This window comes from Micromonospora sp. NPDC047730, from assembly GCF_043204765.1.
Lineage (GTDB): Bacteria > Actinomycetota > Actinomycetes > Mycobacteriales > Micromonosporaceae > Micromonospora.
Genome location: NZ_JBIDCU010000012.1, coordinates 230,946 through 250,053 on the forward strand (window position 1 = coordinate 230,946; position 19,108 = coordinate 250,053).

General features: G+C 76.4%; 5 protein-coding genes. All 5 read right to left on the reverse strand.

The window, feature by feature from the left end:
* Complete coding sequence (locus ACGF5G_RS25670) at window positions 1-1,155, reverse strand: hypothetical protein (protein WP_393266986.1); 1,155 nt, start codon at window positions 1,153-1,155, stop codon at window positions 1-3.
* On the reverse strand, window positions 1,118-4,330 hold the full coding sequence (locus tag ACGF5G_RS25675; RefSeq protein ID WP_393266988.1) for an amino acid adenylation domain-containing protein: 3,213 nt from the start codon (window positions 4,328-4,330) through the stop codon (window positions 1,118-1,120). Before ACGF5G_RS25675 ends, ACGF5G_RS25670 begins: the two co-directional genes overlap by 38 nt.
* Window positions 4,327-11,415 carry an SDR family NAD(P)-dependent oxidoreductase gene (locus ACGF5G_RS25680; RefSeq protein ID WP_393266990.1) on the reverse strand — a complete coding sequence of 2,363 codons (7,089 nt, stop codon included), beginning with the start codon at window positions 11,413-11,415 and terminating at the stop codon, window positions 4,327-4,329. Before ACGF5G_RS25680 ends, ACGF5G_RS25675 begins: the two co-directional genes overlap by 4 nt.
* A gap of 11 nt (window positions 11,416-11,426) precedes the next feature.
* On the reverse strand, window positions 11,427-17,453 hold the full coding sequence (locus tag ACGF5G_RS25685; protein WP_393266993.1) for an amino acid adenylation domain-containing protein: 6,027 nt from the start codon (window positions 17,451-17,453) through the stop codon (window positions 11,427-11,429).
* On the reverse strand, window positions 17,450-19,108 hold a 1,659-nt coding region (locus ACGF5G_RS25690; protein WP_393266996.1), incomplete at its 5' end, for an acyltransferase domain-containing protein. The genes ACGF5G_RS25685 and ACGF5G_RS25690, both read right to left, overlap by 4 nt.

Sequence of the window (19,108 nt, forward strand, 5' to 3'; positions counted from 1 at the left end):
TCACCGGGGGACGACCTCGTACAGCGGGAAGTAGCTGTCGAAGGCGTCCCGGGAGTAGGCGTCGGCCAACTGCGGGATGGCGTCGAAGGAGGCCACCGGCTCGTTGATCTCGGGCAACCAGCCGGTGCTCTCCTGCACGTCCCGGATCCGCGCGCAGTCCTGGAACCGCCAGGCGTGGGTGTGCACGTGGATGTGCCGGCCGATGCACTCCACCGCCCGCAGGTTCGACAGCCGCATGCCGTGCTTCCAACCGACGGTGGCGAGCACGCTCTCGCGGGCCAGCGACTGCAACGTCACCCGGTGCAGCCCACCGCCCATGTTGTCCAGGAAGATGGAGACGCCCTGGCCGCCGCTGAGTTCCATCACCCGCTCGACGAAGCGCCGCTTGGAATCCTTGTGCCGGTCCAGCGCGTCCGGGTCGCCGGAGGCCTTCGCCACGTCGTAGTCCAGGTCCGGGAACTCGCGGCGGTCGATCGGGGCGGCGCCGGAGGCGGCGATCGCGGCCAGCCGGGTGTCGCGGCCGGACACCATGGCCGTGCGGAAGCCGTCCCGGCGGGCCAGCTCCAGCTGCGCCCAGACCACGCCGCCGCCCCAGCCGAGGACCAGCGGCGGCTCGTCCCAGTGGTCGTCGACCTGCGCCTCCCAGCAGCGCCGGGCCACCCGCCAGTTGTCCCAGGCGGTGAAGTACCGGGCGAACGGCGCCCAGCGCTCGATCGGGTGGCGGCCCTGCTCTGGCAGGGGCACCAGCAGCCGCGCCTCCGTGACGAACCGCCCGCACAGCAGTCCCGGCGAGCCGGGGGCGTCGTACGCGCAGATCCGCTCGGCGTAGCCGTTGCGGTCGATCACCCCGAACGGGATCCACAGGCACTCCTGGCCCTCGCGCAGGCCCCGCACGCCGGGCCCGGCCGCGAGCACCCGGACCACGCCGCAGGTGCCGAGAACGATCTTGTCGTCGCCCCGCTGCCGCGCCACGTCCACCGGGTGCCGGGAGATCGCGTGCTCCATGTTGGCTTCCCAGCAGCCCACCAGCGGCTCGACGAGGACCTCGCCCTCCTCGGGCCGGCGCACCGGGATCTGCTCCAGCGTCAGCTGTCCCCGGGTCAGCTCGCTCCCCGGGTCAGTGGCATGCAGCACCCACGCCTTGGTCGTCGCCATCCTGCACCTCCTGATCGTCGTCATCCATCTGGGCGGCCAGTGCCTGTTCCACGGCAGCGGCGAACGCCGTCACCGTGCGGTTCTCGAACACGCTGCGGATCGGCAGGTCGACCTGCCACGCCCGGCGGGCCCGCGACACCACCTGGGTGGCCTTGATCGAGGTCCCGCCGAGCGCGAAGAAGTCACCGTCCGGGCCGAGACCCTCCACCTGGAGCACCTGGCCCCAGAGCGTCGCCACGGCCTGCTCGGTGACCGTCATCTCGGCCTGCGCCTCCTGCTCCCCGGCCAGGTCGCGCGGCGACGGCAGGGCGCGCACGTCGAGCTTCCCGCTGCTGGTCAGCGGCAGCCGGTCGAGCGGCACGACGGCACCGGGCAGCATGTACTCCGGGAGCACCTGCGCGCAGTGCGCGAGCAGCTTCTCCGCGTCCACCCGCGCCGCGCCGGCCGGCACCACGTACGCCACCAGGGTGTCCGGCGTGCCGTCCGAGCCGTCCGAGGTGCGGGCCACCACCGCGCACTCGGCCACGTCGTCGTGCCGGCGCAGCACCGCCTCCACCTCGCCGGTCTCGATCCGCAGGCCGCGTACCTTGACCTGCTGGTCGGTGCGGCCGAGGAAGCGCAGCGCACCGTCCTCGGTCCAACGCACCAGGTCGCCGGTGCGGTAGAGGCGGGCGCCGGGCGGGCCGAACGGGTCCGGCACGAACCGCTGCGTGGTCAGCTCGGGGCGCCCGGCGTACCCCCGGGCCAGTCCGGCGCCGCCCACGTGCAGCTCGCCGGGGATGCCGACGCCGACCGGGCGGCCCGAGGCGTCCAGCACCCGGACCGTGACGTTCGGGATCGGCCGGCCGATGGGCGGGGCCTCGTCCTCGGGGCCGCACTCGTGCACCGAGACCCAGATCGTCGCCTCCGTCGGGCCGTACGCGTTGAAGACCCGGCGCCCCGGGGTGCGCCACTGCCGCACCAGCGACGCGGGCAGCGCCTCGCCGGCGAGGACGAGGGTGCGCAGCTCCGGCAGGGCCGCGACCGGCACGGCCGCCAGGGCCGACGGGGTGATGGTCAGCGCGGTGATCCGCTCGGTGGCGAGCAGGTCCCGCAGGTCCGGCCCCGGCGCCACCCGCTCGGCCGGGGCGAGGTGCAGGGTGGCGCCCGCGCCGAGGGCCATGGCCACGTCGAAGACCGACGCGTCGAACGTCGGCGACGCCCACTGCAACACCCGGTCGTCCGGGCCCAGCCCGAAGAGCGCGCGCTGGGCCGCGATCACGTTGCACAGCCCCCGGTGCGGCACGAGCACGCCCTTGGGCCGGCCGGTCGACCCCGAGGTGTAGATGGAGTAGGCCAGGTCGTCGGGACCGGCCGAGGCGGGCAGCCGGTCGTCGGGCAGGTCGGCGTACCGGTTGCGGTGCGCGTCCAGCAGGACGGTCTCCACCCCGGCGCGCGGCAGGCCGGCGCGGTGGCGCCGGTCGCTGACCACCACCGCGACGCCGGCGTCGGCGAGGATGTCGGCCAGCCGGGCCGGCGGGTGGTCGGGGTCCAGCGCGACGAAGTAGCCGCCCGCCTTGAGCACGGCGAGCATCGCCACGACCAGTTCCGGGGTACGCCCCAGGCACAGCCCGACCGGCGTGTCCGGGCGCACGCCCAGGCCGCGCAGGTGCCGGCCGAGCTGGTTGGCCCGGCGGTCCAGTTCCCCGTAGGTGACCGACTCGCCGCCGGCGCGCAGCGCGACCCGCTCGCCGCCCAGGTCGGCCTGCTCCTCGAGGAGCCCGTGCACGGTCGTCCCGTCCGGGTACGGCGCGGACGCCCCGCTCCAGCCGGCCACCGTGGCGCGTTCGGCGTCGGTCAGCACGTCGACGTCCCCGACCGGCGTGTCCGGCCGCGTCGCCACGGTGTCGACCACCGTCGCGAGGTGACCGAGCAGCCGCGCGACGGCGTCGTGGCCGACCCGTCGGGGGTCGTAGCCGACCCGGACGGCCAGCCGCTCGCCCTCGGGGATCACCAGCACCGACAGCGGATAGTTGGTCCGGTAGCGGTACTGCCCGTCGCGGATCTCGACCGCGCCGCTGCGCCGGTGCAGCACGCCCACCCCCGGCAGGTTGAGCACCGTCATGATGGTGTCGAACAGGGGCAGGCCCGGGGGCACCTCGCTCCACCGCTGCACCTGCTCCAGCGGGCTGAAGTCGTACCGGCGCAACGTTGCCTGTTCGTGTTGCAGGGCGACGGCCGTGGCGAGGACGGAGCGGGCCGGGTCGAAGCGGACCCGCACCGGCAGCGTGTTGATGAACAGGCCCGCGGTCTGTTCCACCCCCGGCACGTCCGACGGGCGGCTGGACAGCGTGCCCCCGAACACGACGTCGTCGCGCCCGCTGTGCGCCCGCAGGACCAGCGCCCAGCAGGTCTGCAGCAACGAACCGAGGGTGACCTCCCGGCGCCGGCCCAGCTCGCGCAGGGCGGCCACGGTCTCCGCCGGCACGTGCAGCACCTGCTCCGGGTTGTCCCGACCGGACGGCTCCGGGGCGCTGCCGTCCGGTGGGCGGATCCACGCCGGGGTGGTCGAGTCGGTGACGCCGCGCAGCGCCTCCCGCCACGCCTGCCCGGCCGCGTCGAGGTCCTGGGCCCGCACCCAGCCGACGTACTCGTGGAAGGAGGTCGCCGGCCGGGTTTCCAGGGGCCGCCCGCCGGCCAGGGTGTCGTAGTTGGCGAACGCCTCGTCGAGCACCATCAGCGCCGACCACGCGTCCAGCAGCAGGTGGTGGTAGCGCAGGACGAACGTGTAGTCCTCCTCGCCGGTGCGGATCAGGGTCAGCCGGACCAGCGGCGGCTGCTGGACGTCGAACCCCTGGAGCCGGTCGGCGCGCAGCCGCTCCTCCAGCCGCGCCGGCAGGTCCGCGGCGGGCACGTCCCGCCAGTCGAGGGTCTCCATGGGCACCTCGACGTGGTCCCGGACCACCTGGACGGGCTGCTTGATGTCCTCCCAGTGGAACGACGTGCGCAGCACCGCGTGCCGCTGGGTGAGCGCCTGCCACGCCGCGAGCAGCAGGTCCGGGTCGACCGGCCCGTGCAGCCGGTACTCGACCTGGTCCACGTAGAAGGCCGCCCGGGGGTCGGCGAGGCTGTGCGACAGCAGCCCTTCCTGCATGTACGACAACCGGTAGATGTTGTCGACTCCGGGAACGGTCACGGGTTGTCCTTCCTCAGCGTCTCGGGTGCGGTGGGGCGTCCGTTCGGGCGGCCGGAGCTCGCCCCGGCCAGTTGCGCGGCCAGCGCGGTCAGGTCGCTCGCGTCCAGCTCGGCGTCGGCGAAGGCGGCCAGGTCGGCCGGGGTGCGGCGGCCCTTCCCGGCCGGCGCCCGCTCCCCGCCCGGCCGGCCGGGCCCCGGCGCGGCGTCGGCGTCGACGCGCCCGCCGCCTCCCCGGTCGCCGGCCTCCCGCTCCTCGGCTTCCCGGTCGTCGGTGGCGACGGCGGCGAGGTCCCGGACGGTCGGGTGGGCGAAGACGTCGGCCTCGGCGATGCGCAGGCCCGCCCGGCGGGCGGCCCCGACCAGCCGGAGGCTGAGGATCGAGTCGCCCCCGAGGTCGAAGAAGTTGTCGGTGACGCCGACCCGGTCGACCCGGAAGATCTCCGCCCAGATCTCGGCGAGGATCTGCTCGCGCGGGCTCTCCGGCGCCCGGTGGGGACGGCCCGATCCCGGCCCGGCGGCCCGGGTCGCCGTCGGGGTGGCGTCGACCAGCTCGGCGTAGAGGCCCGGCCGCCACCGCTCCGGCAGGTGCCCGGCGAGCCGGGACCAGTCGGCGTCCGCGACCACCAGGCACGGCGGCCCGGACGCGGACCGGGCCAGCACGTCCAGCCCGGCGGCCGGGTCGAGGGGGTGCAGGCCGAACGCGGCCAGCCGGTCCCGCTCGCGGGATCCCAGCCGGGCCGCCATCCCGGTCTCCGCCCACGGGCCCCAGGCGATGCTGACCGCCGGCAGGCCGAGGGCGCGCCGATGGCCGGCGAGGGCGTCGAGGAAGGCGTTGCCGGCGGCGTACCCGGCCTGGCCCGCGGTGCCCACCACCCCGGCCAGCGAGGAGAACAGCACGAAGAAGTCGAGCTCGTCGTGGAGGGTGGCGAGGTGCAGGTGCGCGGCGGCCAGCTTCGGCCGGATCGGGACGTCGAGGCGGTCGGGCGTCTGCGCGCCGAGCGGGGCGTCGTCGAGGCCGCCGGCGGCGTGCACCACGCCCCGCAGCGGCGGGCCGGCGCGCCGCGCCTCGGCCACCGCCAGGTCCAGCGCGACCGGGTCGGTGACGTCGCAGACCAGGGTCCGCACCCGGTCGTCCCCGGCCGGAAGGGGCTCCGCGCCCTCGACGGTCGTGGCGCCCCGGGACAACAGCCACACCCGGCCCGCGCCCCGGTCGAGCAGCCAGGCCGCGACCCGGCGGCCGAGGCCGCCGGTGCCGCCGGTGACGAGGTAGCTGCCGTCCGGGTGCACGGGCAGGGTCTCCGGACCGTCCGCCGGTGCCGGCCCGAGCCGGGGCACCAGCGTCCCCGTCGGGCGAACGGCCTGCTGCGGCGGCGGGGCGGGGGCGGTCAGCGCGGCGAGCACGGCAGCGGCGTCCGCGACCGGGTCGCCCTCGGGCGCCAGGTCGACCAGGACCACGTCGGCGTCCGGCCGCTCGGTCATCGCCACCCGCCCCAGCCCCCACACGGCGGCGTGGGTGGGGTCGACCAGCCCGGTGTCGTCGGTCCGCTGGCAGCCGCGGGTGACGAGCACCAGCCGGGCCGTCGGGTGCCGGTCGGCCAGGGCGTGCAGCAGGTGCAGCGCGGCGTGCGCGCCGTGAACCTGCCGCTCGTGCAGCGCCCCGGCGCCGCCCGGCACCCCGGGCCCGTCGTCGAGGGGCCACAGCAGGGCGACACCGCGCAGCGGCTCCGGCCCCGGCTCCGCCAGCAGGGCGGGCAACCCGCCGGGGTGGTCGGCGACCGTCGCCGGCCCGACCGACCGGCACGTCCCGCCGCCGTCGCGTACGGCGGCCGCGACCCGGTCGGCGACGCCCCCGTCGTCGGCGAGGAGCAACCAGCCGCCGGTGGTGTCGGTGGGGCGTTCCGGGGCCGGGTCGGCGGGACGCCAGTCGATCCGGTGGCGCAGCCGGTCGCCGTTCTCGGCCCCGCGCAGCAGCGCGTCCCGGCGGACCCGGCGCAGCCGCAGGCCCTCGACGACCAGGCGGACCCGGCCGGCGGCCCGCAGGGTGACGTCGAGGACGAGGTCGTCGCCGTCGGGGGTGGCCGACCGCAGCCGGGCCCGGCAGGTGAGGTCGTCGTCCCCGGCGGCCGTCTGCCCGGGTGCGTACCAGGCGAGCCGGTCGACGCCGACCGGGACCGCCAGCCCGCGTCCGTCGGTCGCCAGGGCCTGCGGAGCGAGCGCCAGGACCAGGCGCAGGCAGGAGTCGAGCAGGCCGGGTTCCGGTCGCGTGGACGGCGGCACGACGCGCGGGCGACGCAGCGTCGCGTCGACCTCGTCGCCGTGCCGCACGACCGACTCCAGCCACCGGTAGCGGGGGCCCAGCCGGTAGCCGGCGGCCCGCATCCGGTCCTCCAGGTCCACCACCTCGGCGCCGGCGGTGTCGCGGGGACGGGCGGGTTCGGCCGGCGCCGGGCCGGCCGGCCGCACGGTGCCGGTGGCGTGCACCCGCCAGCGCCCCGGGTCGGTCCCGGTCGCGCTGACCACCTCGGCGGTCCGCCCGGGGCCGTCCGGCGCGCCGAGCAGCACCTGCACCCGGGCCTGTTCGCCGGCGGTCAGGGTGAGCGGCTCGGGGAAGGCCACGTCGGTGACCTCGGCGGTCGGTTCCCCGTCGGCGGCGGTCGCGGCGAGGATCGCGGCGAGGTGGTTGGCGGCCGAGACGACGGTGGCGCCGAAGAGGCCGTGGTCGGTCAGCCGCTCCGGCAGCTCGGGGCCGACGACCTGCTCGAAGACGCTGCCGGTGAGGGCGGGTGAGCGCAGCCGCTCCCCGAGCGGGCCGGTGTCGGCGGACCGGGCCACCCCGAGGCGGGTGTCGCGCCAGAAGCGGCGCCGCTGGAACGGGTACGCCGGCAGCGGCACCCGCCGGGCGTCCGGGTGCACCCGCTCCCAGGCCACCGGCGCGCCCACGCAGAAGGCGGCGCCGAGGGCGTCCCGGGCCACGGCGCGGTCGCCACGCCCCCGGCGCATCGCCGGCACCCACCGGGCGCCCCGGGGCACGAGCGCCCCGCGCCGGGCGAGCGTGCCCAGCACCGGGTCGGGGCCCAGCTCCAGCACTAGGCCGCAGCCCAGCTCGCCGAGGCGGCCCACCGCCTCGGCGAAGCGCACCGGCTCGCGGGCGTTGCGGCACCAGTAGTCGGCGTCCATCGGCCCGTCGAGCAGCCGCCCGGTCACCGTGGAGACCACGTCCACGCGCGGCTCGGCGGGCCGGACCCGGGCCGCCTCGGCGGCGAGTTCGGCCAGGACCGGGTCCATCAGCGCCGAGTGGAACGCGTGCGACACCCGCAGGTCGCGGTGCCGGACACCGGCCTCGTCCAGGGCCCGCGCCACGCTCTCGACGGCGCCGGCCGGGCCCGACACGACGGTCTCGGCCGGGCCGTTGTACGCCGCCGCGGACACCTCGGGGTGCCGGGCCAGCACGGCCTCCGTGGCCGCCCCGTCCGCCGCGACGGCGAGCATCCGGCCGCCGGCGGGCAGCGCGTCCATCAGGCGGGCCCGTACGGCCACCAGCCGGAGCGCCTCGTCCAGCGGCAGCACGCCCGCCACGCACGCCGCGGCGTACTCGCCGACGCTGTGGCCGAGGACGACCGCCGGCTCCAGGCCCCAGGAACCCCAGAGCTGGGCCAGGGCGTACTCGACGGCGACGACGGCCGGCTGGGTCCAGCCGGTGCGGTGCAGCAGCTCACCGCCGTCGTGGAGCACCCGGACCAGGTCGTCGCCCAGGTGCTCGCCGAGAATGTCGGCGCACTCGCGCAGGGCGGCGCGGAACACCGGCTCGGTGTCGTACAGCGTCCGGCCCATGCCCGGGTACTGGCAGCCCTGGCCGGGGAAGACGAACGCGGTCCGGGGGGCGGCGCGGACCTCGCCCTCGACGAGGCCGTCCGCCTGGCCCCGGGCGTACCGGTCGAGGTGGTGGCGCAACTCCGCCCGGTCCGCGGCGGTGACGGCCAGGCGGTGCCGCAGTGGGGCGCGGAACCGGGCGGCGGCGGCGCAGACGGCCGGCGCGGGGAGTTCCGGGTGCCGGTCGAGGTGGGCGGCGTAGCGGCCGGCGAGGGCCCGCAGCGCGGCGGGCGACCCGGCGGACAGCGGCAGCAGCACTCCGTCGCCGCCCTCTCCGTCGCCCTCGTCTCCGCCCGCCGGCTCCGCCGTGGGGCGGTGCTCGGCCAGCAGCACGTGGGCGTTGGTGCCGCCGATGCCGAACGAGCTGACCCCGGCGACGCGGGGCCGGCCGTCCGGGCCCTCCGGCCAGGGTCGGCCGGTGGTGGCCACCGACAGGGGCAGGTCGTCCCAGGGCAGGCGGGGGTTGGGGGTGCGGAAGTTCAGGTGCGCGGGGATCCACCGGTGCCGCAGCGCCAGCACCGTCTTGATCAGGCCGACCACCCCGGCCGCCGCCTCCAGGTGACCGATGTTCGTCTTCACCGAGCCGACCACCAGCGGTTCGCGCCGGTTGCGGCCGAGCACGTCCGCGGCGGCGCGCAGCTCGATCGGGTCGCCGAGCGGGGTGCCGGTGCCGTGCGCCTCCAGGTAGCCGACGTCGGCCGGGGCGAGGCCGGCGACGCGCAGCGCGTCGGTCAGCAGTTCCTGCTGGGCGGTGCCGTTCGGCACGGTCAGGCCGCTGCTGGCGCCGTCGTGGTTGACGGCGGACCCGGCGAGCACGGCGTGGATGTCGTCGCCGTCGGCGATCGCGTCGGAGAGCCGCTTGAGCACCACCATCCCGGCGCCCTCGCCCCGGGAGTAGCCGTCCGCCGCCGCGTCGAAGGTCTTGCACCGGCCGTCCGGGGCGAGCGCGCCGGCCCGGCAGAGGAACAGGGTGATGTCCGGGGCGAGCATCAGGTGCGCGCCGCCGGCCAGCGCCAGGTCGCACTCGCCGGCCCGCAGCGCCTGGGCGGCCAGGTGCACGGTGACCAGTGACGACGAGCAGCCGGTGTCGACCGCCATCGACGGCCCACGCAGCCCGAGCACGTACGACAGCCGCCCGGCCGCCACGCAGAAGAGGTTCCCGGTGCCGGTGTAGCCGTCGATCCGGGCCGGATCGGCGATCTGGAGTCCCTTGTAGTCGTCGATGGACAGGCCGGCGAAGACGCCGCTGCGCGTGCCGCGCAGCCGGTCCGCCGGCATCCCGGCGTGCTCCAGCGCCTCCCAGGCCACCTCCAGCAGGAGCCGCTGCTGGGGGTCCATGCTCTCCGCCTCCACGGCGGAGATGCCGAAGAAGTCGGCGTCGAAGGTGTCCACGGTGGGCAGGAATCCGCCGCGGTGGGCGTAGATGGTGCCCGGTTCGAGGGGGTCGTCGCCGTGCAGCGCGTCGACGTCCCAGCGGTCGCGGGGCACCGGGGCGGTGGCGTCGACGCCGTCGCGCAGCAGCCGCCAGAACTCGTCCGGGCCGTCGGCGCCGGGCACCCGGCAGGCCATGCCGACGACGGCGATCGGCTCGTCGGCCGCCGGAACCGGGCCCGTCCGGACCGGGGTCGCCGCCGGCCCGGACGCCGGCCGGTCCCCGTCGCCGCCGCCGAGCCGGGCGGTGAGGTGGGCGGCGAGGTCGGCGACGGTCGGGTGGTCGAACGCCACCGTCGGCCCTACCGGGACGTGCGGACGCAGCTCGGCGGCGAGCCGCTCGGCGAGGCGGACGGCGGTCAGCGAGTCGAAGCCGAGGGCGAACAGTCCCGCGTCGGCGGGGATCTCGGAGCGGTGGCGGCCCAGCACCTCCGCCGCGCGGTCGACGACGTACTCCCGGACCCGGTGGCCGAGCCCGGCCGGGCTGCCGGCGCGGAGCCGGTCGACGACCGACGACCCGACGGACACCCGCTCCGGCTCCGCGGCCGGGGTGCCGGCGGCCCGGGTCACGGCCGGCAGCGCGTCCCAGGCCACGGGCAGGCCGGCGAGGTAGAGGTCGGCGGCCAGCGCGTGGACCGCCTCGGCGGCGTCCCGGTCGGGGCGCAGCGAGCCCAGCACGGTGGTACCGGGCCGTCCGCCCAGGCACTGCAGCAACGCCGTGCGCAGCACCGGCGTGGGGCTGATCTCCAGGTGGACGGCGGCGTCGGCGCGGGCCACCGCGTCGAGGAAACGCACCGGCCGGCGGGACAGCATCCCCCAGTGCTCCGCGCCCAGCCGGTCGCCACCGACCAGGTCGCCGTGGACGGTGGAGACCATGTCGGTGGTGGTGGGGCCGTTGCGCAGCAGCGGCCGCAGGTCCGCCACCAGCTCCCCGGTGAACGGCTCCATCTGGGGGCTGTGGAAGGCGTAGTTGATGCCGAGGTCGCGGTGGAACACGCGGTCCGCGGCCAGCCGCGCCACGGCGGCGTCCAGGGCGGACCGCTCCCCGGAGAGCACCACGCTCGCCGGGCCGTTGACCGCCGCCAGCGACAGCCCGGCGGGCAGGTCGGCGAGCAGCCGGGTGGCCTGCTCGGCGGAGAGGCCGACGGCGAGCATCCCGCCGCCGCCGGTCGCCCGCTGCAACATCCGGCCCTGGTGGTACGCGACCGCCATGGCGTCCTCGACGCCCAGCGCCCCGGCGGCGTACGCGGCGGTGATCTCGCCGAGGCTGTGCCCGATCACCACGTCGGGTCGTACGCCGAGGCTGTCCAGCAGCGCGAGCAGGCCGATCTCCACCGCGACGATCGCCGGCTGGGCGACGGCGGTCTCGGTGAGCCGGCTCGCCCCGGCCGGCCGGCGGATCTCCTCGGTGACGGACCAGCCGCCGAGCGCGCGCACGGCCGCGTCGCACCGGTCCAGGGCGTCCGCGTACGGGGCGCATCCGGACAGCCCGTCGCCCATGCCGGGCCACTGGGTGCCCTCACCGGAGAACACCATCGCCAGGCGCGGGGCGTCGGTGCCGGTGGCCGTGCGTACCCCGTCGGTGGGTTCCCCGGCGGCGGCGGAGCGCAGCGCGGCCACCAGCGCCGCCCGGTCCCCTCCGGTGGCGACCAGCCGGTGCGCCGCGCCCGCCGGGGCGCCCTGCGCGGTCGGCTCCGCCCCGGCGGCCAGCCGGTCCGCGGCCTCGGCGGCCCGGCGGCGCAGCGCGTCGGCGTCGGCGGCGCCGATCGGCACCATCCAGGACATGGGCACCTCCGTCACCGTGGTTCCACCGCCGCCGGGACGGGGAACGGCGTGTCCTTGATCTGGTGGCCGCCCAGCTCACCCTCCACCAGCAGCACCTTCGCGGCGGCGGGCGGCGCGGGCGGCCGGAGCACCTCGGCGACCGGCCGGTACGGGTCGGCGGTGATCGCCGCGAGCGTCGCCACGAGGTCGTCGAGCACCCGGCCGGCGGCCTCGTCGGTCAGCAGGTCCCGGTGGTACGACAGGATCAGTCCCAGCTCCACCCCCGGCATCACGTCGAGCCGGAACGGCTCGGCCAGCCGGCTGAAGAACGTCGGGACCCGCTCGGTCGAGCCGAACAGGGTGGGGTCGAGGTTCTGGAAGACCAGGTACGCGTCGAACATCGGCTCGTCCGCCGGCCAGCCGGCCCACTGCGCCACCCGCTCCGGCGCCACGTACTGGTGGTGGGCGGCGTCGGCGCCGACGGTCATCACGTGCGACAGCAGGTCGACGACGGGCCGGTCCGGCGCGGGCAGCCGCACCCGCATCGGCAGCACGTTCATCGTCGGCCCGGTCAGGTCCTCGACACCCGGCAGGTCGGCGGGGCGGCCGTTGAAGAAGACCCCCAGGGTGGCCTCGTCTCGGCCGGCATAACGGGCGAGCAACGCCGCCCAGGCGGCCTGGACCAGCGTGTTCGGGGGCATCCGCAGCCGCTGCGCGGTGTCCCGTAGCGCCTCGGTGACGCGCGCGTCCACCTGCATGTGCTGCCGGGCGTAGCCGTGCCGGTCCCCGGCCCGGTTGTCGGGGGCGGACGCGGCCAGCAGGGTGGGCGACCACCCGCCGGCGAACATGTCCCGCCAGAACGCCGGCGTGTCGGCCGGTACGCCGCGCCGGCGCAGCCAGTCGACGTAGCGGCTGAACGGCACGTCCGTGCCGGCCTGCGGGGTCTCGCCGGCGAGCAGGCGGTGGTATTCGCCGATGACGTCGCTGAGGAAGACGCTCAGGCTCCAGCCCTCCATCCGCAGGTAGCTGAAGCTGAACACCGTCCGGTAGGCGTCCTCGTCGACCTTGGCCAGGAAGAGCCGGATGCCGGCGGGGTCGTCGGGGGCGCAGCCCACCGCCTGGTCCTCGCGGAGGAACCGGGCCAGCGCCGCGTCCTGCTCGGTGGCGGTGAGCCCGGTCCAGTCCTCGTACCGGGAGGGCAGCTCGACGTCGCGCCGCACCACCTGGAGCGGCTCGTCCAGGTCGGCCCAGACGAACATGGTCCGCAGCAGGGCGTACCGGCGGGCCAGCCCCGCCCAGCAGCGGCGCAGCAGGTCCACGTCGATGGGGCCGCGCAGGGTGTCGACGCGTTGCACCAGGAACTCGCCGGGACGCGGGTCGGCGACGAGCCGGCGCAGCATGTGCGCCTGGTACGGGGCCAGCGGGAAGACCTCCGCCACGTCGGCGTCGGCCAGCAGCCGCTCCCGGTGGGCCCGGTCGCGCTCCGACAGCCCCCAGTCGCCCGGCGACTCCGGGGCGGGCCCGTCGACGGTGCCGCCCTCGGCGAGTCGGGCGTCGGCGACCGCCGCGAGTTCCGCCACCGTCGGGTGCGCGAAGAGGTCGCGGGGCACGAGCGGCAGGCCGGCCCCGTTGGCCCGGGCCATCACCCGGATGCCCCGGATCGAGTCGCCGCCCAGCTCGAAGTAGTTGGCGGTGGCGCTCACCCGTTCCAGGCCGAGGACGGACGCCCAGATGTCGGCGACGAGCTGTTCGGTGCCGTCGGCCGGCGGGACGTGCGCTCCCCGGTCCCGGGCCGCCACCGGCGGCGGCGCCGGCAGGTCCGACCAGTCCACCTTGCCGTTGAGGCTCAGCGGGATGCCGGGCACCGGGACGAACACCGCCGGCACGGCGTAGCGCGGGATCCGGTCCTTCAGGTGCGCCCGCCAGCGCGGGCCGAGTTCGCCCATCAGCCGGGCCTGGCGGGGCCAGTTCGCGAGCGCGCCGCCGCGCGCCGGGGGCGCCGGCGGCCACGACGGGTGCACGTCGGCGCGGTGGAACAGGGCGTCGATCCGGGTCGGGTCGGCGGCCGACGGGGCGACGACGACGCCCACGCCCAGCTCGTCGGCGAGCCGGTACAGCTCGTCGGGGTCGACGCCGGACGGCTCCCGGTCGACCCGGGCGCGCAGCTCGCCCACCGTCCGGCAGGCGCCGTCGCCGGCCCGCAGGACGGCGATCTCGCGGAGCCGGCCGTTGGGTATCCCGGTCACGGCGACCACCGCCTCCTCCCGGAGCCGGTCGCGCAGCCGGCCGGCCAGGTCGCCCTCCCAGCCGAGGGGGTCGGCGGCCGGCTCCGGTGCGGCCGGGCCGTCCGCCGCCGGGTCGGCGGCGACGCGGACGACCACGTCGTAGCGGAACCGGCTCAGCTCGTTGTCGTAGCCGCCGCGCTTGAGCCGCACCTCGACGGCGGCGACGCCGGGCAGGGTGTCGCCGAGGGCGGTGAACAGCGCCGGGTCCAGCGCCAGCTCCTCCTCCTGCCACGTCCGGGCGGCCGCCCGGGCGAGCACCACCGCCGGGTCGGCGTCCGGGTCAGCCCGGTGCAGTTCCACCGAGCGGTGGAAGTCGGCCAGCAGGGGCAGGCTGCGGACGTCGCCGACGACGATCCGGCCGCCCGGGGCGACCAGCCGGCGGGCTTCCGCCAGCACCTGCCGCAGGTAGTCGGCGTCCGGGAAGTACTGCACGACCGAGTTCAGCAGCACGGTGTCGAAGGACCCGGCGGGCAGGTCCGCCAGCTCGTGCGCGGCCCGTTCGTCGAGGGTCACGCCCGCCAGGCCGCGGGCCCGGACCTCGGCGCGGACCTGGCCGAGCGCGAACCGGGAGATGTCGGTGCCGTGGTAGGACGTGGCGTGCGGCGCGATGCGCAGCAGGAGCAGCCCGAGCCCGCAGCCCACCTCCAGGACCCGGCCGGGCGGCTCCGCCAGGGCCAGGGCGACGGTCTCGTCGACCCACCGCCGCATCTCGTCCGCGGGGATCGGGTCGCCGGTGTAGCTGCTGTTCCAGCTGGAGAAGTTGCTGTCCGCCGCGTCGGCCGTCTCCGGCTCGGTGTACGCCTCGTCGAAGACCCGCGCCCACTGGTGCACGGTGCCGTCGACGTCGCCGGTCGCCGGGGGCTCGTCCGGGGTCACCGGCGCGGCCGGCTCCGGCTGCTCCCCGGAGCGGGGCACCACGTACGCCACGAGCTGGCCCTCGCCGGCCTCCCCACCGGCGGCGTCGCGGCGCACGGTGACCACCGCGTCCCGGACGGTGGGGTGCTCCCGCAGGGCCGCCTCGATCTCGCCCAGCTCGAAGCGGATCCCCCCGAGCTTGACCTGGAGGTCCTCCCGCCCGAGGTAGGACAGGGTGCCCCCGGGCCGCCACCGGACGATGTCGCCGGTGCGGTACATCCGGGCGCCGGGGCGGTCGGTGAACGGGTCGGGGACGAAGCGCTCGGCGGTCAGCGCGGGCCGGCCCTGGTAGCCGCGGGCCACCTGGATGCCACCGATGCACAGCTCGCCGGGCACGCCGACCGGCACCGGCCGGCCGGCCGGGTCCAGCACGTAGACGCTGGTGTTGTCGACGGGGGCGCCGATCGACACGTCGGTGGCGTCCTCCCCCGGCGGGCACCGGTAGGCGGTGACGTCCACGGCCGCCTCGGTCGGGCCGTACAGGTTGTCGAGCCGGGCGGGCAGCCGCTCCTGGAGGCGGCGGACCAGGTCGCGGGGCAGCGCCTCGCCGCTGCACACCACCCGGCGCAGCCCGGTGCAGGTGGCCGAGCGCGGCTCGTCGAGGAAGAGCCGGAGCATCGACGGTACGAAGTGGACGGTGGTGATCCGCTGGTCGTTGATCAGGTCGACCAGGTAGCCGGGGTCGCGGTGCCCGTCGGGGCGGGCCATGGTGACGGTCGCGCCGACCAGCAGCGGCCAGAAGAACTCCCACACCGAGACGTCGAAGCTGGCGGGGGTCTTCTGCAGCACCGCCTCGCCGGCGGTCAGCTCGAAGCGGCGCTGCATCCAGCGCAGCCGGTTCACCACGGCGCGGTGGCTGTTCATCACCCCCTTCGGCATCCCGGTGGAGCCGGAGGTGTAGATGACGTACGTCAGGTCGTCCTCGGTGACCCCGCTGGGCGGGGCCTGCTCGGGCTCCTCCGCGCAGTCGTCGCGGTGCAGGTCGATCACCGGCGGCGCGTCGGCGGGCAGCACGTCCCGCCCGCCGTCGCCGGTCAGCACGATCTCCGCGCCGCAGTCGGCGAGCAGGTACGCCAGCCGTGCGGGCGGGTGCTCCGGGTCCAGCGGGACGTAGCAGCCGCCGGCCTTGAGCACGCCCAGCAGCGCCACCAGGAGTTCCGGCGAGCGGTCGAGGCAGACGGCGACCCGGCTGTCCGGCCCCACCCCGTGCCGCCGCAGCCGGTGGGCCAGCCGGTTGCCGCGGCGGTCCAGCTCGGCGTAGGTCAGCGACCGGTCGTCGAGCCGGACGGCGACGTGCCCTGGGGTGCGCCGGACCTGCTCGGCGATCAGCTCGTGCAGGACGCGCGGCGCGGGTTCCGGGGCGGTGGTGTCGTTCCACGCCCGCAGGACCCGGTCGCGCTCCTCGTCGTCGGTCAACTCCAGCCGGGACAGCGGGGCGTCGGGGTCGGCGCAGACCTGGTCGAGCAGGCGCAGCAGGCTGGCCAGGAACCGCTCGACGGTGTCCCGGTCGAACAGGTCGGTGGCGTACTCCAGCCCGCCGGGCAGCGTGTCCCCGGCGTCCGCCAGGGACAGCCACAGGTCGAACTTCGCCGACCCGGTGTCGCCCTCGACCAGCCCGACGAGCTGGGTGTCGGCGGTCAGGTCTACCCGGGGTGGCGGGGTGTTGTTCAGCGCGAGCATCACCTGGAACACCGGGTTGTGGCTGGTGCTGCGCTCGGGTTGCAGCTCGTCGACGAGCTTCTCGAACGGCAGGTCCTGGTGGGCGAAGTCGGCCGACACGTCGGCGCCGACCCGGGCCAGCAACTGCCGGAAGGTCGGGTCGCCGGTGACCGTGGTGCGCAGCGCGAGGGTGTTGGCGAAGAAGCCGAACAGGTCCTCCAGCTCGGGGCGGTTGCGGTTGGCCACGGGCGTGCCGACGACCACGTCGGGCTGCCCCGACCAGCGGGAGAGCACCACCGTGAAGGCGGCGAGCAGCGCCATGAACAGCGTGCTGTCGGTGCCGGCGCAGAGCGCGCGCAGCCGCCCGGTGAGCCGCTCGTCGACGGTGAACCGGAGGGTGTCGCCGCGGAAGCTCTGCACGGTGGGCCGGGGCCGGTCGGTGGGCAGCTCCAGCAGCGCCGGGATCCCGGCGAGGCGGTCCCGCCAGTAGCGCACCTGCCGGGCCAGCGTCGGCCCGGACATCTGGGCCCGCTGCCAGACCGCGTAGTCGGCGTACTGGAGCTTCAGCTCGGGCAGCCGGGGCGTGCCGCCGCTGACCAGCGCGGAGTAGCACTCGGCCAGCTCCCGGGAGAACACCCGTCCCGACCAGCCGTCGGCGATCAGGTGGCTCCAGTTGACCAGGAAGACGTGCCGGTCCGGGGCGAGCCGGAACAGCCCGAACCGGACCAGCGGCCCGACCGCGAGCACGAAGGTCCGCCGGGCCTCCTCCTGGAGGGCCTGGCGTACGCGCTCGTCGCGCTCGGCCTCGCTCAGCCCGGTCAGGTCGGTCACCGGCAGGTCGACGGCCGCGGGCGGCGAGACCACCTGCACCGGCTCGCCGTCGGCCTCCCGGATGGTGGTGCGCAGCGCCTCGTGCCGGTCGACGATGCGCTGCACGCTGTCCCGCAGCGCCGCCACGTCCAGCGGCCCGCGCAGCTCGACCGCCATCGGCGTGTTGTACGCCGGGCTGTCCGGCACCATGCGTTCGAGGAACCAGAGGCGCTGCTGGGAGAAGGAGAGCGGGGCGGGGCCGCCGTCGCCCCGGCGGGGGATCTCGTCGCGGTTGCCGCGCCGCCCCTTGGACCAGGCCGCCAACAGCGCCTGCTTGGCCGGGGACAGCGCCTGGGCGGGGCGCGCCCCGCGCTGCTCGTCGACGGTCATCGCGCGGCCCCGTCCGACTCGGCGCGGTCCGCCCCGGGCGCGGGGGCGCCGTCCGGCCCGGGGGCGGGGTCCGCGTCCTGGAGGGCGCGGATGATGGTGGCCTGGGCGGCGACGGTGTGCGCCTTGAACAGCTCCTCCAGCGGCAGGTCCACCGCGAAGCGTTCCCGCAGCCGGGTGACCAGGCGGGTGGTCAGCAGGGAGCTGCCGCCGAGGGCGAAGAAGTTGTCGTGCACGCCGACGGTCTCGAAGCCGAGCAGCTCGCGCCAGGCGGCGGCGATGGACTCCTCCAGGTCGTCGCGGGGCTCGACGTACTCGGTGGTCAGGTGGGGGCGCTGGTGCAGGGTGCTGCCGAGATCCACGTCGAGGCTGGTCGGGCCGGCGTCCACCGGCTCCGGCGCCCGACGCAGGGCGACCGAGTCGTCCTGCACCGGCACGGGGCCGTCCTCCGGCACGTCGATCCAGTAGCGGCGGCGCTCGAACGGGTAGGTCGGCAGGGACACCCGGCGGCATGGCTGGCCGGCCGCGAAGGACTCCCAGTCGACGTCCACGCCGGACTCCCAGAGCCGGGCCAGGGTCGCCAGCAGGAACGCCTGGTCGGGCTGCGAGTCGCGGGGGTGGCGGACGGATGGCAGGACCGGCGGGGCCGCGCCGTCGCCGTTCGCCCCCACCAGCGCGCCGAGCACCGTGCCGGGGCCGACCTCGACCAGCATCCGGTCGGCGGAGCCGGCGAGCAGGGTCCGCACCCCGTCGGCGAAGCGGACGGTGCCGCGCAGGTGCCGCACCCAGTAGTCGGGGTCGGTGGCCTCGGCCGGGGTGATCCAGGTGCCGGTGACGTTGGAGACGTACGACAGCGACGGCTCGCGCAGGGTGAGGCCGGCGACGTGGGCGCGGAACTCGTCGAGCACCGGCTCCATGGCCACCGAGTGGCCGAGGGTCTGCACGTGCAGCCGGCGGAAGTCCACCCCGTCGGCGGCGAGCCGGTCGGCCAGCTCCTGCACCGGCTCCACCAGGCCGGAGACGGTGCACTGGCCGGGGGCGTTCACCGCGGCGATGGAGAGTTCCGGCCCCAGCCGGGCGGCCAGCTCCTCCTCGGGCAGCGAGACGGCGAGCATGGCGCCGCCGGGCAGCCGGTCGATGAGCTGGCCGCGCAGGGCCACGGTGTCGATGGCGTCGGCGAGGTCGAAGACGCCGGCCAGGCAGGCGGCCACGTACTCGCCGCTGCTGTGCCCGAGCATCGCGTCCGGGCGTACGCCCCACGACTGCCAGAGCACGGCCAGGGCGTACTCCACCGCGAACAGCGCGGTGGTGACCCCGGCGGACGTGCCGAGGAACTCTTGGACGGCGCGGTCGCCGTCGGGGGCGCGGACCACGTCGCGCAGGTCGAAACCGAGCCGGGCGAGGGCCAGGTCGGCGCAGCGGTCCAGGTGCTCGGCGAAGACCGGCTCGGTGGCGTAGAGCTGGCGGCCCATGCCGAGGTACTGGCTGCCGCCGCCGGGGAAGAGGAAGGCGACCTTGCGGCCGGGCCGGAAGTCGACGGTGCCGGTCGGGGGCGCGGTCAGCGCCGCCGCGGCCTGGGTGGCGTCGCGGCAGACCACCGCCCGCCGCCGCTCGAAATGCCGACGACCCACCTGCAACGTGTACGCCACATCAGCCAA

Bases quoted from the DNA above. Each gene is read 5' to 3' on its own strand.
- ACGF5G_RS25670 (WP_393266986.1), bottom strand. From the start codon at position 1,155: ATGGCGACGACCAAGGCGTGGGTGCTGCATGCCACTGACCCGGGGAGC.
- ACGF5G_RS25680 (WP_393266990.1), bottom strand. From the start codon at position 11,415: ATGTCCTGGATGGTGCCGATCGGCGCCGCCGACGCCGACGCGCTGCGC.
- ACGF5G_RS25685 (WP_393266993.1), bottom strand. From the start codon at position 17,453: ATGACCGTCGACGAGCAGCGCGGGGCGCGCCCCGCCCAGGCGCTGTCC.